The organism is Massilia sp. Root335 (genome assembly GCF_001425685.1).
Lineage (GTDB): Bacteria > Pseudomonadota > Gammaproteobacteria > Burkholderiales > Burkholderiaceae_D > Telluria > Telluria luteola.
Genome location: NZ_LMCY01000006.1, coordinates 209 through 15,522, shown reverse-complemented (window position 1 = coordinate 15,522; position 15,314 = coordinate 209). Strand labels below are relative to the sequence as shown.

Annotated in this window: 15 protein-coding genes; 4 read left to right on the top strand and 11 right to left on the bottom strand. The window is 66.8% G+C overall.

Translation table 11 applies throughout. From position 1 onward, the window contains the following. Nucleotides 1-7: 7 nt before the first annotated feature. Nucleotides 8-1,828, top strand: a complete 1,821-nt coding sequence (locus tag ASC93_RS05155; protein WP_056438149.1) for a M61 family metallopeptidase — start codon at nt 8-10, stop codon at nt 1,826-1,828. Here the strand turns inward: ASC93_RS05155 and ASC93_RS05150 are convergent. The 10 genes from ASC93_RS05150 to rpe all read right to left on the bottom strand — a co-directional run bounded on the left by ASC93_RS05150 (nt 1,806) and on the right by rpe (nt 11,167). Then, the gene (locus ASC93_RS05150; protein WP_056438145.1) at nt 1,806-3,383 is read right to left on the bottom strand and encodes an ATP-binding protein; all 1,578 of its coding nucleotides are present in this window, start codon (nt 3,381-3,383) and stop codon (nt 1,806-1,808) included. The genes ASC93_RS05155 and ASC93_RS05150 overlap by 23 nt on opposite strands. 6 nt (nt 3,384-3,389) lie before the next feature. Further along, a complete protein-coding gene (locus ASC93_RS05145) occupies nt 3,390-4,196 on the bottom strand; it encodes an alpha/beta fold hydrolase (RefSeq protein WP_056438137.1) in 807 nt (268 codons plus the stop codon). A 154-nt stretch (nt 4,197-4,350) separates the two neighbouring features. Continuing rightward, the gene (locus tag ASC93_RS05140) at nt 4,351-4,782 is read right to left on the bottom strand and encodes a TonB C-terminal domain-containing protein (protein WP_162251795.1); all 432 of its coding nucleotides are present in this window, start codon (nt 4,780-4,782) and stop codon (nt 4,351-4,353) included. 70 nt (nt 4,783-4,852) lie between these two features. After that, the gene (trpC, locus tag ASC93_RS05135) at nt 4,853-5,653 is read right to left on the bottom strand and encodes an indole-3-glycerol phosphate synthase TrpC (protein ID WP_056438131.1); all 801 of its coding nucleotides are present in this window, start codon (nt 5,651-5,653) and stop codon (nt 4,853-4,855) included. 9 nt (nt 5,654-5,662) lie between these two features. Beyond that, a complete protein-coding gene (locus ASC93_RS05130; RefSeq protein WP_307188970.1) occupies nt 5,663-6,325 on the bottom strand; it encodes a LysE family translocator in 663 nt (220 codons plus the stop codon). Between the two features lies 1 nt (nt 6,326). Then, a complete protein-coding gene (trpD, locus tag ASC93_RS05125; protein ID WP_056438129.1) occupies nt 6,327-7,361 on the bottom strand; it encodes an anthranilate phosphoribosyltransferase in 1,035 nt (344 codons plus the stop codon). Nucleotides 7,362-7,509: 148 nt separating this feature from the next. Continuing rightward, nucleotides 7,510-8,073, bottom strand: a complete 564-nt coding sequence (locus ASC93_RS05120; protein WP_056438125.1) for an aminodeoxychorismate/anthranilate synthase component II — start codon at nt 8,071-8,073, stop codon at nt 7,510-7,512. 1 nt (nt 8,074) lies between these two features. After that, nucleotides 8,075-9,571, bottom strand: a complete 1,497-nt coding sequence (gene trpE / locus ASC93_RS05115) for an anthranilate synthase component I (RefSeq protein WP_056438122.1) — start codon at nt 9,569-9,571, stop codon at nt 8,075-8,077. Between the two features lie 205 nt (nt 9,572-9,776). Further along, nucleotides 9,777-10,487, bottom strand: coding sequence for a phosphoglycolate phosphatase (locus ASC93_RS05110; RefSeq protein ID WP_056438119.1), 711 nt, complete (start codon nt 10,485-10,487; stop codon nt 9,777-9,779). After that, complete coding sequence (rpe, locus tag ASC93_RS05105) at nt 10,487-11,167, bottom strand: ribulose-phosphate 3-epimerase (RefSeq protein WP_056438116.1); 681 nt, start codon at nt 11,165-11,167, stop codon at nt 10,487-10,489. The genes ASC93_RS05110 and rpe overlap by 1 nt, the downstream gene beginning before the upstream one ends. A gap of 136 nt (nt 11,168-11,303) precedes the next feature. Here rpe and apaG point away from each other — a divergent pair, with 136 nt between their 5' ends. Next, the gene (apaG, locus tag ASC93_RS05100) at nt 11,304-11,678 is read left to right on the top strand and encodes a Co2+/Mg2+ efflux protein ApaG (RefSeq protein ID WP_056438113.1); all 375 of its coding nucleotides are present in this window, start codon (nt 11,304-11,306) and stop codon (nt 11,676-11,678) included. A 158-nt stretch (nt 11,679-11,836) separates the two neighbouring features. Beyond that, a complete protein-coding gene (locus tag ASC93_RS05095) occupies nt 11,837-13,054 on the top strand; it encodes a murein transglycosylase A (protein WP_056438111.1) in 1,218 nt (405 codons plus the stop codon). Here ASC93_RS05095 and ASC93_RS05090 read toward each other — a convergent pair whose 3' ends face one another. Beyond that, nucleotides 13,055-14,317: an MFS transporter gene (locus tag ASC93_RS05090; RefSeq protein ID WP_056438107.1), complete on the bottom strand. Its 1,263-nt coding sequence runs from the start codon at nt 14,315-14,317 to the stop codon at nt 13,055-13,057. It lies immediately after the preceding gene. Between the two features lie 118 nt (nt 14,318-14,435). Between ASC93_RS05090 and ASC93_RS05085 the strand changes: the two genes are divergently transcribed. Continuing rightward, a complete protein-coding gene (locus ASC93_RS05085) occupies nt 14,436-15,212 on the top strand; it encodes an enoyl-CoA hydratase (protein ID WP_056438104.1) in 777 nt (258 codons plus the stop codon). Nucleotides 15,213-15,314 lie beyond the last annotated feature (102 nt).

Here is a 15,314-nt window from a genome sequence, read left to right as displayed (position 1 = left end):
ACGCCATATGAAAAAAGCACCCCAGAAGCAGCCGCCGGCCATCCAGTACACGATCGTCCCCAAGGACCTGGCCGGGCACCTGTTCAACGTCACCGTCACCGTGGCCGAACCGAGCCCGGAAGGGCAGGTGTTCGCGCTGCCGGCCTGGATCCCGGGCAGCTACATGATCCGCGAATTCGCCCGCAACATCGTGCGCATCCGCGCCGAATCCGGCGGCGCGACGGTGCGGCTCGCGAAGCTGGACAAGCATTCGTGGCAGGCCGCGCCCGTCAGCGGGCCGCTGACGGTGCATTACGAAGTCTATGCGTGGGACCTGTCCGTGCGCGCCGCCCACCTGGACCAGACCCACGGCTTCTTCAACGGCACGAGCGTGTTCCTGCGCGTCGTCGGGCAGGAGGCGCGGCCGCACCTGGTCGACATCCAGCGCCCGGGCGATGCCGGCACGCGCAGCTGGCGCGTCGCCACGTCGCTGCCGGAAGCGGGCGCCAAGCGCTACGGCTTCGGCACGTACGCCGCCGCCGACTACGATGAACTGATCGACCACCCCGTCGAAATGGGCGACTTCGCGCTGGGCGGCTTCACGGCGCACGGCATCCGCCACGACATCGTGATCACGGGCCGCGTGCCGAACCTCGACATGGCGCGCCTGGAAAAAGACCTGAAAGCCATCTGCGAAACCCAGATCGCGTTCTTCGAGCCGAAGACGAAAAAGGCGCCGATGGACCGCTACGTGTTCCTGACGATGGTCGTGGGCGACGGCTACGGCGGCCTGGAACACCGCGCGTCGACGGCGCTGCTCTGCGCACGCACCGACCTGCCGACGACGGCGGCACCCAGGACGGCCGAGCCGAACGAGGGCTACATCAAATTCCTGGGCCTGTGCAGCCACGAGTACTTCCACACCTGGAACGTCAAGCGCATCAAGCCGGCCGTGTTCGCGCCGTACGACCTGCAGGTCGAGAACTACACGCCCCTGCTGTGGCTGTTCGAGGGCTTCACGAGCTATTACGACGACCTGATGCTCGTCCGCAGCGGCATCATCAGCGAGGCGACGTATTTCAAGCTGCTCGGCAAAACGGCCGCCAGCGTCCTGCGCGGCACGGGCCGCACCAAGCAGAGCATCGCCGATTCCAGCTTCGACGCCTGGAGCAAGTACTACCGCCAGGACGAGAACGCGCCGAACGCGATCATCAGCTACTACACGAAGGGTTCGCTCGTCGGCCTCGCGCTCGACCTGACGATCCGCGCCAGGACGGGCGGCGCGAAGTCGCTGGACGACATCATGCTGGCCCTGTGGGACCGCTACGGCCGCAATTTCTACAAGGGCGCCGCGCGCGGCGTGACGGAACAGGACGTGGAAAGCCTGTTCGACGAGGTGAGCGGCGTGCGCCTGAAAACGATCTTCGACCGCTACATCCGCGGCACCGAAGACATCCCGCTGGCCAAGCTGTATGCCCCGTTCGGCGTGAAGGTGACGGAAGAGCGCAAGAACGCCAAGCCGTCGCTGGACGCCGGCATCGGCCGCGACGCCGCCGGCGTCAAGCTGACCCAGGTGCACGAGGGCGGCGCCGCGCACCAGGCGGGCCTGTCGGCGGGCGACGTCCTGATCGCCGTGGACGGCCTGCGCGTGAACGCCAACCCGTCCAACCTCGACCAGCTGTTCGCGCGCTACCGCGTGGACGACACGGTGACCGTGCACGCCTTCCGCCGCGACGAGCTGATGACGTTCGACGTTACCTTGCAGGGCGACCGCGTGCCCTGCGTCCAGGTCACCGTGGCGCCCGGCACGCGCAAGGGGCCCTTGGTCAAGCGGCCGAGCGCGAGCTGACCGGCAAATAGGACCGCAACAAATCGAAGTCGATGGGTTTGGTGAGATGATGGTCGAACCCGGCCTCGAATGCCCGTTCGCGGTCCTTCTGCTGTCCCCAGCCCGTCGTCGCGATCAAGGTCATCGATGCGCCGCCCGGCAGCTGGCGCAGCCTGCGCGCCAGTTCATAGCCGTTCATGTCCGGCAGGCCAATGTCGAGCAGCGCCACGGCGGGGGCAAAGCCGGGCAGCATCTCGAGCGCCCGGGTGGCCGTCGGCGCCGTCCGCACTTCGCAACCGTGCAGTTCCAACGTCATGGCCAGCATCTCGGCGGCGTCCTCGTTGTCGTCCACGACGAGGACGCGCACCTGGGCCCGGGCCGCCCCGGCGGATGGCGCCGCCGGCGACGGTGCGCACACGCCGCCCGCCGCGAGCGGCAGGCGGATCGTGAATGTACTGCCCAGGCCGGGGCCGGCGCTGTCCGCGTGGACGCTGCCATCGTGCAGCTCGACGATGCCGCGCACGAGCGCGAGGCCGATGCCGAGACCGCCTTTTGACCGTTCCAGCGCCGGCTCCAGCTGCGAAAACATGTCGAAGACGGTGGAGAGGGCCGCGGCGGGCAGGCCGATGCCGTTGTCGCGCACCATGATCTCGGCCATCCCGTCCATGCAGGACAGGCCCAGTTCGATCGTGCCGCCGTCCGGCGTGTACTTGGCGGCGTTGGTCAGCAGGTTGATGACGACCTGCGTCAGCCGCGTCGCATCCCCCTCCACGATCACGGGCGGCGGGGCGATGGAAAGGCGCAGCGTGTGGCCTGCCGCGTCCATGGTGGCGGCGAGATCGTGGGCCGCGCCGTGCACGAGCGCCGACAGTTCCACGGGCGCGCAGCGCAGCTGCATGCGGCCCTGCGTGATGCGCGAGACTTCCATCAGGTCGTCGACGAGCCGGGTCAGGTGGCGCAGCTGGCGGTCGAATGCCTGCAGCAGGCGGTTGTCCGTACCGTGGCCGAACTTGAGCTTGAGGACGTCGAGCGCACTGCGCATCGGGGCGAGCGGGTTGCGCAGCTCGTGCGACAAGGTCGCGAGGAATTCGTCCTTGCGCCGGTCCGTCGCCGACAGTTGCGCGTTCAGCTTCGTCAGCTCGCCCTCGGCGCTGCGGCGTGCTTCCAGCGCCGCCTCCGCCGCCTTGCGCGCCGCCAGCAGCTCGCGCTCGTACGCGCGCCGGTCGGATGCCATGAACAGGGCCCAGTGGTCGACCATGTCGTCCGCCTCGCCGTGGCGGCTGATGTTGATCAGCATGGGCAGGCGCTCCTGGCGTTTGTTGCGCAGGTCGACCTGGATTTCGGCCACCGACCCCTGCGCTTCGAGGATCGGCTGGCAATGCGTGTGGTAGAACAGCCGGGCGCCCACCGGCAGCAGGTCCCGCATGCGCAGCTTGCCGACGAGTTCATCCTCGGCATAACCGAGCCATGTACACGCGGTACGGTTGGCTTTCAGGATGAGGCCATCGGCCGCGGTCAGCAGCAGGGCGCACGCCGCGTGGTCGAACAGGATGTCGCCGGTCGGCAGTGTCGGCACGGCCCGTCAGCGCAGGACGTGCGCGAGGAACTGATCGATGGCGCGCGAGCTTGCGGTCGGGGCGCTCATGTGCGGACAGTGGCCGACATTGTCGATGATGTGCAAGGTGCTGTGCGGCAGGTTCCGGTGCAGGAAATCGCCCACGGAACGGGGCGCAACCATGTCGTCGCTGCATTGGAGGATCAGGGCCGGCGTGGTCGACCGGGGCACGTCCGCGCGATGGTCGGACAGGAACGTGACGCGGGCGAAATGCTTGGCGATCTCGGGATCGTTGCGGCAAAAGCTGTCGGTCAGTTCCGCGCGCAGTTCGGGCCGGTCGGGTACACCCATGATCGCGGGCGCCAGGCTGCTCGACCAGCCAAGGTAATTGGCGTCCATCGTCTCGAGCAGTTCGTCGATGTCTTCCCGGCTGAACCCGCCGACGTAGTCGCCGTCGTTGATGTAGCAGGGGGACGGGCCGACCATGACCTGTGCGACGAATCGTTCCGGCGCCTTGATCGTGGCCAGCAGGCCGATCATCGTGCTGACGGAATGGCCGACGAAGACAACGGGGCCCGTTGCGCATTCGTCGATGAGCTCGAGCAGGTCGTCCGCGTAGCCCTGCAACGTGCCGTACCGGGTCCGGTTGTAGGCGGACAGGTCGGAACCCCCGCTGCCGACCAGATCGAACGAGATCGTGCGGAAGCGATCTTCGTACGCCGGCGCCAGGAAGCGCCACATGGTCTGGTCGCAACCGAAGCCGTGGGCAAACACCATCGTTGCCGGGCCGTTGCCGGCCAGCCGGACGTTATTCCTGAGTTGCACTTTGGACATGTGTGTGAAATATATAAAAATGTAACGGCGGATTATAGACCGATTAACGCTGAGCACGCGCACCCGTCGCACCCGAAACCCGCGGCGGCCCCGTTCGGCTTGCGCCCGGCAGTCGTGCTGCGCGTCGTGGCGGCCGAAGCGCGGCCGACGGGGTTCACTCGCTCGCCTGCGGCTCCGCCAGGCTGCGCAGCTGATACCGTTCGCTGTCCGCAAACAAAAACGTCTCGGAAAAGGTGAGCCTGCCCGTCGCCCGGGCCAGCTGCTGCGGGGGCGGCAGCGGCGAGCTGCGCCGCACCGAGGCCAGCGCGATCTGGGAGGCATCCGGATTGCGCGAGCGCTGCACGGCCACGTCGGCCAGCTGGCCGTCGCGGTCGACCGTGATCTCGAGCACGACGATGGCCGGCAGCATCGGCGGCAGCGTGCCGGCATAGATGCGCTCGGGATTGCGCTCGACCACGTGGCGCGCGACCCGGGTCTTGTAATCGTCCAGCCCCGCAGGTGCGGGCGCCGTGGGTGCGGCGGGATGGAAGATGCGCGCGGTGACGTGTTCGACGGAGGAGGTGACGGCATCGGCGGCCGTTCGCACGCTCGAGCATCCGCTCAGGCCTGCGGTCAATGTGAAGAGAGCGAGGCCTGCGCGGATGATCGTGTTCATGTCAGTCGAATAAGCGCTTGAGTTCCGTGCCGGGGTCGGGCGCGCGCATGAACGCTTCGCCCACGAGGAAGGCATGCACGTCGGCGTCGCGCATGCGCTTGACGTCGGCGGGCGCCAGGATCGCGGACTCGGTGACGACCAGGCGCTCCGCCGGAATGCGCGGCAGCAGGTTGATGGTCGTGTCGAGCGTGACCTCGAAGGTGCGCAGGTTGCGGTTGTTGATGCCCAGGAGGCGCGTCTTGAGCTTCAGGGCCGCATCCAGTTCGTCGCCGTCATGGACTTCGACCAGCACATCCATGCCGAGTTCCCGGGCACAGGCTTCCAGGTCGGCCATCAAACCATGATCCAGCGCGGCGACGATCAAGAGGATCGCGTCCGCGCCCATCGCCCGCGCTTCGTAGACCTGGTACGGATCGACGATGAAATCCTTGCGGATCACGGGCAGGTCGCACGCGGCGCGCGCCTGCTTCAGGTACTCGGGCGAGCCCTGGAAGAATTGTACGTCGGTCAGCACGGACAGGCAGGAAGCGCCGCCCGCGGCATAGCTTTGGGCGATCTCGGCCGGGCGGAAGTCGGCGCGGATCACGCCCTTCGACGGCGACGCCTTTTTCACTTCGGCGATCACGCCGGCACGGCCCGCGTCGATGCTGCGGCGCAGGCTCGCTTCGAAGCCGCGCAGGTCGGCGCGCAGGGCGTCGTCGCTTTCGACGTCGCGGCGCAGGCTGTTGAAATCACGGTACTGTTTTGCGCGCGCGACTTCGGTCGCTTTGACGTCGAGGATCTTGTTCAGGATATCGGACATGGTGGACCTTCAGTGTTGTTGCGCCAGCGCCAGCTTGACGCCGAGCCAGACGAACAGGCCGCCCGTGGCGCGGTTGAGCCATTGGGTGACGGCGGGATGCAGTTTGATGCGCGCCCTGGCCTGCGCGGTGAACAGCGCCAGCGCATGGCACCACAACATGCCGTTGATGTTGAAGATGGCGCCGAGGATGAGGAAGGCGAGCGCCTTGTGCGGCGCGTGCGCATCGATGAATTGCGGGACGAAGGCGAGGAAGAACAGCGCCACCTTCGGATTCAGCACGTTCGTCAGGATGCCTTGCGCGTAGATGCGGCGCAGGGGCAGCGGCGCGATGGCCAGCGGCGCCGCGACGCCGGCGCCGCGCTCATTTCCTCGCTTAATGAGCAGCATGCCGACAGCGAGGTACAGGATGTACGCGGCGCCCAGCAGCTTGACGACGGTGAACGCGGCGGCGGACGTCGCGAGGAGCGCCGACAGGCCGAGGGCCGCGGCGACGATGTGCACGAACGTGCCCGTGCCGATGCCCAGCGCCGCCGCGCTGCCGGCGCGCCAGCCCTGCGTCGCGCTGCGCGTCATGACCAGGAGCGAATCCGGGCCCGGCATGATGTTCAGCAGCAGGCCGCTGGCGACGAACAGCCCCAGGTCATGGATACCTGACAGCGGGATGCCGAACATCTCAGTTCACCGCGCCCAGCTGGCGCGTGACGCTCACGAACTGGTCGAGCTTCGCGAGCGCCGCGCCCGACGCGATCGCGGTGCGCGCGCGCTGCAGGCCGTCCTCGATGGATGCTGCCACGCCGGCCGCGTACAGCGCCGTGCCCGCGTTCAGCGCGACGATGTCGTGCGCCGGACCCGGTTCGCCGCGCAGCGCTTCCATGATCCTGGCCTTCGATTCGGCCGCATCCGCGACCTTCAGGTTGCGGCTGGCGATCATCGCGAGGCCGTAGTCTTCCGGGTGGATCTCGTATTCGCGGATCTCGCCGTTGACCAGTTCACCGACCATCGTGCCGGCGCCCAGCGAGACTTCGTCCATGTTGTCGCGGCCCCAGACGACGAGCGCATGCCGGGCGCCGAGGCGCTGCAGCACGCGCACCTGGATGCCGACGAGGTCCGGGTGGAACACGCCCATCAGGATGTTCGGCGCGCCGGCCGGATTCGTCAGCGGCCCCAGGATGTTGAAGATGCTGCGCACGCCCATCTCGCGCCGGACCGCCGCGACGTTCTTCATGGCCGCGTGGTGGTTCGGCGCGAACATGAAGCCGATGCCGGTCTGCGCGATCGACTGGGCGATCTGCTCGGGTTTCAGGTCGATGTGGGCGCCCAGCGATTCGATGACGTCGGCGCTGCCGGACGACGACGACACGCTGCGTCCGCCGTGCTTGGCGACGCGCGCGCCGGCGGCGGCGGCGACGAACATCGACGCGGTCGAGATATTGAAAGTGTGCGCACCGTCGCCGCCGGTGCCGACGATGTCGACGAGGTGCGTCGTGTCGGCCATCGGGACCTTGGTGGAGAATTCGCGCATCACCTGGGCGGCGGCGGTGATCTCGCCGATGGTTTCCTTCTTCACGCGCAGGCCCATGGTCAGCGCGGCGACCATCGTCGGCGAGATTTCGCCGGACATGATTCTCCGGAAGAGATGCAGCATCTCGTCGTGGAAGATTTCGCGGTGTTCGATGCAGCGGAGGAGGGCTTCTTGAGGGGTGATCATGGCAGGTCCAGTTCTTGGAAATCGGTTGTCGCCACGCGGCCGTCGCACGTCGCCCCCGCGCAGGCGGGGGCCCAATTACTGTGCGGCGTGCACATAAACCTGGATTCCCGCCTCCGCGGGAACGACGTTGGCAAGCGTTCGGTTGCGTTCAGCGCTCGAGGAAGTTCTTCAGCATCGCATGCCCGTGCTCCGACAGGATCGACTCGGGGTGGAACTGCACGCCCTCGATGTCGAATTCCTTGTGGCGCACGCCCATGATCTCGCCGTCGTCCGTCCACGCCGTCACCTCCAGGCACGCCGGCAGCGACGCGCGCTCGATCGCCAGCGAGTGGTAGCGGATTACGGTGAAGGGGCTCGGCAGGCCCTTGAACACGCCTTCGCCGATGTGCGCGATCTTCGACGTCTTGCCGTGCATGACCTGCTTGGCGCGGACGATCCTGCCGCCGAACGCTTCGCCGATCGCCTGGTGGCCCAGGCACACGCCGAGGATCGGCTTCTTGCCCTTGAATTCACGCAGCACGTCCACCGAGACGCCGGCATCCTTCGGCGACTTCGGCCCCGGCGAGATGCAGATGCGGTCCGGGTTCAGGTCCGCGATCTGCTCGAGGGTGATCTCGTCGTTGCGCACGGTGTGCACATCCTCGCCCAGTTCGCCGAAGTACTGCACGATGTTGTAGGTGAACGAGTCGTAGTTGTCGATCATGAGCAGCATGTCAGATCTCCCCATCCAGTCCGTCTTGCACTTGCTCGGCCGCGCGCAGCACGGCGCGCGCCTTGTGTTCCGTTTCCAGCCATTCCATCTCGGGGATGGAATCGGCCACGATGCCCGCCGACGCCTGCACGTACAGGTTGCCGTCCTTGATGACGCCCGTGCGGATCGCGATCGCCACGTCCATCTCGCCGCCGAACGACAGGTAGCCGCAGGCGCCGCCGTAGATGCCGCGCATCACGGGTTCGAGCTCATCAATGACTTCCATCGCGCGCACCTTCGGCGCACCCGTCAAGGTGCCGGCCGGGAAGGTGGCGCGCAGCACGTCCAGGTTCGACATGCCTTCCTTCAGCGTGCCTTCCACGTTGGAGACGATGTGCTGCACGTGCGAGTACTTCTCGATCACCATCTGGTCCGTGACTTTCACGCTGCCCGTCCTGGCGATGCGGCCGATGTCGTTGCGGGCCAGGTCGATCAGCATCACGTGCTCGGCCACTTCCTTCGGGTCGTGCAGCAGTTCGTGCGCCAGTTCGGCGTCGCGCTCCGGCGTCGAGCCGCGCGGGCGGGTGCCGGCGATCGGGCGCAGCGTGACCTTGCGGCCGACGGCGGCGTCCGTCTCGTTGCGCACCAGGATCTCGGGCGAGGAGCCCACGATCTGCATGTCGCCGAAGTTGTAGTAGTACATGTACGGCGACGGATTCAGCGAGCGCAGCGAGCGGTACAGCGACAGCGGCGAATCCACGTACGGCTTGCGGATGCGCTGGCCGATCTGCACCTGCATCAGGTCGCCCGCCATCACGTATTCCTTCGCGACGGCGACCGCCTTCAGGTAGTCTTCCTTGCTGAAGTCGCGCACGGCCTCGGTGCGTACGGAGCTCGACGTCACCGGCGCGTCCACGCTCCGGCGCAGCATCATGCGCAAGTCCTTCAGGCGCTGGCGGCTCTTGTTGTAGGCTTCGGGCTGGGACGGGTCGGCATACACGATCAGGTACAGTTTGCCGGACAGGTTGTCGATCACCGCCAGCTCTTCCGTCACCATCAGCTGGATCTCCGGCAGGTCGAGTTCGTCGCGCGGCGCCGTATGGGCCAGCTTCTTCTCGATGTGGCGCACGGTGTCGTAGCCGAAGTAGCCGGCCAGGCCGCCGCAGAAGCGGGGCAGACCCGGGCGCAGCGCGACCTTGAAGCGCGCCTGATAGGCCTCGATGAAGTCGAGCGGATTGCCTTCGTGCGTCTCGATGACTTCCCCGTTCTTCTCGACCGTCGTGACGTTGCCGCGCGTGCGCAGCAGCGTCCTGGCCGGCAGGCCGATGAAGGAATAGCGGCCGAAGCGTTCGCCGCCGACCACGGACTCGAGCAGGAACGTATTCTTGCCGGCGTCCTGGCTCTGGGCCAGCTTCAGGTACAGCGTGAGCGGGGTTTCGAGATCGGCAAATGCTTCCGCGATCAGGGGGATACGGTTATAGCCTTGCGTGGCGAGCGATTTGAATTCGAGTTCGGTCATGCTTTTCTCCGGGCCGCCCGCAGGAAGGGGAACGGGCGGCGATTTCTTCAAAAAACCTGCCGGTATCAATGTGCACGAGGCGTGCACCGGCAGCAATCAGCTTGGGTCAGATGGACCAGGATTGCCAGCGTCGCCACAGCCAGGCCTCATGGGCACCGGTTGGGTTGACGATGTGTTTTTTGGCGAAAAACATGGAGTCGATGGTTTAGGAGTTGGCTTTGTTATGAGCGCTGATCAGTTCAGCCGCTTCAAGTAGCGAACCAACTATACCATCGGAATTAATACTTTGCACAGGTTTTCCGTGGTTGTAGCCATACGGGACCGACAGCACGAAGCAGCCGGCCGCGCGCGCGGCTTCGGCGTCGTTGCAGGAGTCGCCGATCGCGACGACGCGCGCCGGCGCCAGGTCGAACTCGCGGCACACCTGCAGCAGCGGCATCGGGTCGGGCTTCTGGCGCGGGAACGAATCGCCGCCGTAGACCAGGTCGAAGAACGGCGTGAGTCCCTTCTTCGCCAGCAGCGGCTGGGTGAGCGCGACCGGCTTGTTCGTCACGCAGGCGACGCGCAGGCCCAGGTCCTTCAGCGCCTGCAGGCCTTCGATCACGTGCGGATACAGCACGGCGCGCTCGCCCACGATCGCCTGGTAGTGGCGGTGGTACGCCTCCAGCGCGGCGTCGGCGACGGCGTCGATGCGCGCCGTGTCGAAGTCCAGGGCCAGCACGTCGCGGATCAGCTTTTTCGATCCCTTGCCGACCATCGGTTCGATGACCTGCTGGGTGATCGGCGCCAGGCCGTATTCCGCGCGCATGCCGTTCAGCGCGAGCTCGAAATCCGGCACGGTGTGCAGCATCGTGCCGTCCAGGTCGATGATGACGGCCCGGATGGCCCCCGCATTTGCTAACCCTTCGGCCTTCATCAGGCGGCCTTTTTCTCGACCGTGGCCAGTTCGGCGCGCATGGCGTCGATGACGGCCTTGTAGTCCGGCTTGCCGAAGATGGCGGAACCGGCCACGAACGTGTCGGCGCCGGCTGCCGCCGCGGCGGCGATGTTGTCGGCCTTGATGCCGCCGTCGACCTCCAGCAGGATGTCGCGGCCGGATTCGTCGATCATGCGGCGCGCGAGCGCGATCTTCTTGAGCGCTTCCGGAATGAACGACTGGCCGCCGAAGCCCGGGTTCACGGACATGATCAGGATCATGTCGATCTTGTCCATCACGTGGTCCAGGTGGTGCAGCGGCGTGCCCGGGTTGAACACGAGGCCGGCCTTGCAGCCGTTGTCGCGGATGAGTTGCAGGGTGCGGTCGATGTGCTCCGACGCTTCCGGGTGGAACGTGATGATGTCGGCGCCGGCCTTGGCGAAATCGGGAATGATGCGGTCGACCGGCTTGACCATCAGGTGGACGTCGATCGGCACCTGCACGTGCGGACGGATGGCCTGGCAGACCAGCGGGCCGATGGTCAGATTGGGAACATAATGGTTGTCCATCACGTCGAAGTGGATGATGTCGGCGCCGGCGGCGACGACGTTACGCACTTCCTCGCCCAGGCGGGCGAAGTCTGCGGACAGGATGCTGGGAGCGATGCGGTAGGTGGTCATGGTTGGGCTATTGCCGGGGTTGCTTTGGACAAAGCCAGCATTGTACGCCGACGCCGTGCTTTCGGTCGGCGCGTGTATCATGTCGACCACGCTCATGTTGGCCACGCGTCTTTTGCAAATACAACAAGGAACACCAATGCCCGTCTACGATTTCGCGATCACCGTCAGGACCCAGTACCTGCCGGAACAATCCCACCCGGACCGGACGCAGCATGTGTTCACCTACACCATCACGATCAAGAACACGGGCACCGTCGCGGCCCAGCTGATCTCGCGCCACTGGGTGATCACCGACGCCAACAACCAGGTGCAGGAAGTGCGCGGCCTGGGCGTCGTCGGCCACCAGCCGCTGCTGCAGCCGGGCGAACAGTTCGAATACACCAGCGGCACCCAGATGGAAACGCCGCAGGGCTCGATGGTCGGCGAGTATTTCTTCGTGGCCGAGGATGGGCACCGCTTCGAGGTCAAGATTCCCGAATTCGTGCTGTCGCTGCCGCACGCCCTGCATTAATCCCTTGAGCTGATCAAGCGTCGGGCGTATCGTTTTTCCTGGCCGGGGGCGGTTGCTCCGGCTTGCGCCCGGAGAACATCGTCCACCACACGATGAACACCAGCAGGAACAAGGCCACGCCGGCTTCCAACATCAGTATCCACATCACGCATTCCAGTATGTTTTCGACACGCCGCAGTGTACCCGCTTTATTGACCCTCGTCGCCTTGCTGGCGGCCTGTACCACGACGCCGCCGCAACCGCCGGCGCGTCCCCAGCCGCAACCGCAGCCGCCGATCAAGCTGCCGCCGCCGGTCGGACCCGTGACCGTGACGCCGCCGCCGGCGCCCTTGTTCACTCCCGTGACGTTCGACGCGCTGCCGGGCTGGCAGCAGGACGACCTGCGCCAGGCCTGGCCCGCATTCCAGGCATCGTGCCGCGCGTTGGCGTCGAAGGCGGACTGGCGGGCGCCGTGCGCCGCCGGCAAGCTCGTCGACCCGGACGACGGCGCGGCCATCCGCCAGTATTTCGAGACGTATTTCGTGCCGAACCTCGTGCGCGCGCCCGACGGCGCCGACGCCGGCCTGATCACGGGTTACTACGAACCGATGCTGCACGGCGCGCGCCGGCGCGGCGGCGCATACCAGACGCCTCTCTATAAAGTGCCGGACGACTTACTGACCGTGAACCTGGCGAGCGTCTATCCGAGCCTGAAAGGCATGCGGCTGCGCGGGCGCCTGGTCGGCAAGACCGTCGTCCCGTACGGCACGCGCGCCGAGATCGAACGTGCGCGCATCCCCGCCAAGGAACTGGTGTGGGTCGACGATCCCGTCGAGGCGTTCTTCCTCGAAGTGCAGGGCTCGGGCCGCGTGCAGCTGGACGACGGCGAGACGGTGCGCGTCGCCTATGCCGACCAGAACGGCCATCCGTACAAGGCGATCGGCCGCTGGCTGATCGACCAGCACGAACTGGCGCCGGGCGAAGCGACGGCGCAGGGCATCAAGGCGTGGATCGCCGCGCATCCGGAGCGGCGCCAGGAACTCCTCGACGTCAATCCGAGCTATGTCTTCTTCCGCGAAGAGCGCCTGCCCGATCCGAGCGTGGGTCCGAAAGGTGCGCTGGGCGTGCCGCTGACGCCCGCGCGCTCGGTCGCCGTCGACCCGTCGTTCCTGCCGCTGGGCGCGCCGCTGTTCCTCGCGACGACGGCGCCGGCCGGCGACGCGCCGATGCAGCGCCTCGTGATGGCGCAGGACACGGGCGGCGCGATCAAGGGGGCCGTGCGCGCGGACTTCTTCTTCGGCTTCGGCGCCCAGGCCGCCGACGACGCGGGCCGCATGAAGCAGCGGGGCCAGATCTGGGCGCTGCTGCCGCGGCCGGCCGCGGTGGCGGCCCGCTGATCACTGCCGTATCCTGTGCAGGCGGGTGCCGAACAAAGTAGTGAGGGTCAGCAGCAGGGCGCCCGCCGCCACGACGGTCAAGCCGCCGCGCACGCCGAGCCGTTCCGCCAGCGCCCCCGCGCCGGCCGCGCCGATGGGGGCCGTGGCCACCGTCATGAAACGCATCGTCGACGTCATCCGGCCCAGCAGCGCATCGGGCGTGACGCGCTGGCGCAGCGCGAGATAGGGCAGGAAGAACAAGGTGCCGCCGCAATCGAGGCAGAACACGACGGCGGCGTAGGCGGCCGCAGTGGCGGCGCGGGTGCCCAGCAGGTCGCGCGGGATCGTCGGCATCAGCATGAAGCCGAGGCAGGAAATGCACAGGCCCGTCGCGATGGTGCCGCCGGAGCCGACGCGCCGCGTCAGGGGTTTCAACAGCAGGGAACTCAATAGGACGCCGGCGCCGCCCAGCATCTGCGACGTCCCCATCAGGCCGGGCGACATCCCCAGCACGCGCGTGGCGAACAGCACGTACAGCGCCGTGTAGCCATAGAACAGCAGGTGCCAGCTGGCCGAGGTCCAGGCCAGCAGGCGCAGCACGGGCTGGCTCCAGACGAACCGCAGGCCCTCCGCCACGTCGCGCAGCACATGCGATTGCGCCGGATGCGGTTGCGGCTCGCGCGTGCGGACCTGGCGCAGGTTCCACAGCGAGATCGAGAAGCCGGCCACATTGCACAGGATCGCGACCGGTGCGCCCAGCGCCTGCACGAGCAGGCCGGCGATGCCCGGACCGAGGAGGCGCGACGCGGATTCCGTGGCCCCCAGCTTCGATTGCGCATCGATCAGGCCATCGCGGCCGACGAGGAAGGTCAGGAAGATCTGCTCCGCGCTGCCGCCCACGACGAATCCCGTCCCCAGCATGAACTGCACGGCATACAGCCAGTGCACGCTGAGCCACCCCTGCCGCCACGCGAACGGCACGCTGGCGAGGCTCAGCGCGACCATCGCGTCGCTGGCCAGCATGACGGGCAGGCGCCGGCTGCGGTCGAGCAGTACGCCCGTCGGCAGCGAGAACAGCAGGAAGGGCAGCGAGCCGAAGGCGGCCAGGGCCCCCATCTGCCCGGGCGTCGCATGCAGCAGCAGGGCCGCGCAGATCGGGAGGGCCAACAGGGTGATCTGGGCACCGAAATTGGTCAGGGCGCTGCTGAACCAGAAACGGCGAAAGTCGACGTTGCGCAGCTGCCGGTCGGTGGCGAGGCTGCGGAGGAGGGCGATGGGAGACACGGGCGGCGAAGTCTGCGATGGGTTCGGCTATCGATGATAGCAAAGGCATGATTGCCGTATACGTCACATCCGTCGTCCAGGCGCTACAATCCGGGTTCATCTTATTAAGGGGTGTCCCATGGAATATTCTGACCTGCTGATCGAACACCACGGCAAAGTGGTCGTGATCCGCCTGAACCGTCCGAAGGCGCTGAACGCCCTCAACGACAACATGATGAACGAGCTGGGCGACGCGTTATCTGCATTCGACGCCGACCCGGCCATCAACGTCATCGTCCTGACCGGCAGCGACAAGGTGTTCGCCGCGGGCGCCGACATCGCCGCGATGGCCAATTACACGTATGCCGACACCTATCCCGGCAATTACATCGGCCGTAACTGGGAGCACATCCTGAACGTGCGCAAGCCCGTGATCGGCGTCGTCGCCGGCTATGCGCTGGGCGGCGGCTGCGAACTGGCGATGATGTGCGACTTCCTGATCGCCGCCGACACCGCCAAATTCGGCCAGCCGGAGATCAAGGTCGGCGTGACCCCGGGCGCCGGCGGCACGCAACGCCTGCCGCGCGCGATCGGCAAATCGAAGGCGATGGACATGCTGCTGACGGCGCGCATGATCGACGCGGCGGAAGCGGAGCGCACGGGCCTCGTGTCGCGTGTGGTGCCGGCCGACCTCGTGATGACGGTGGCGCTGGAAGTGGCGGAGACGATCGCGGCGATGCCGGTCTCGGTGGCGATGCAGATCAAGGATTCCGTCAATCGTGCGTTCGAAACGACGCTGACCGAGGGCGTGCGCTATGAGCGCCGCTTCTTCCATGCCGGTTTCGGCACGCCGGCACAGAAGGAGGGGATGGGCGCGTTCCTGGAGAAGCGCAAGCCCAACTTCGAGGGCATGTAAGAGACAGTTCGGTTTCGCCAGGGCTGGCGGTGCCCGGCCCGGCGACGCACGTTTCTTTCGATGCCTCTTGCATACCTCCGTTTCGATTTGCTATAGTTCGCG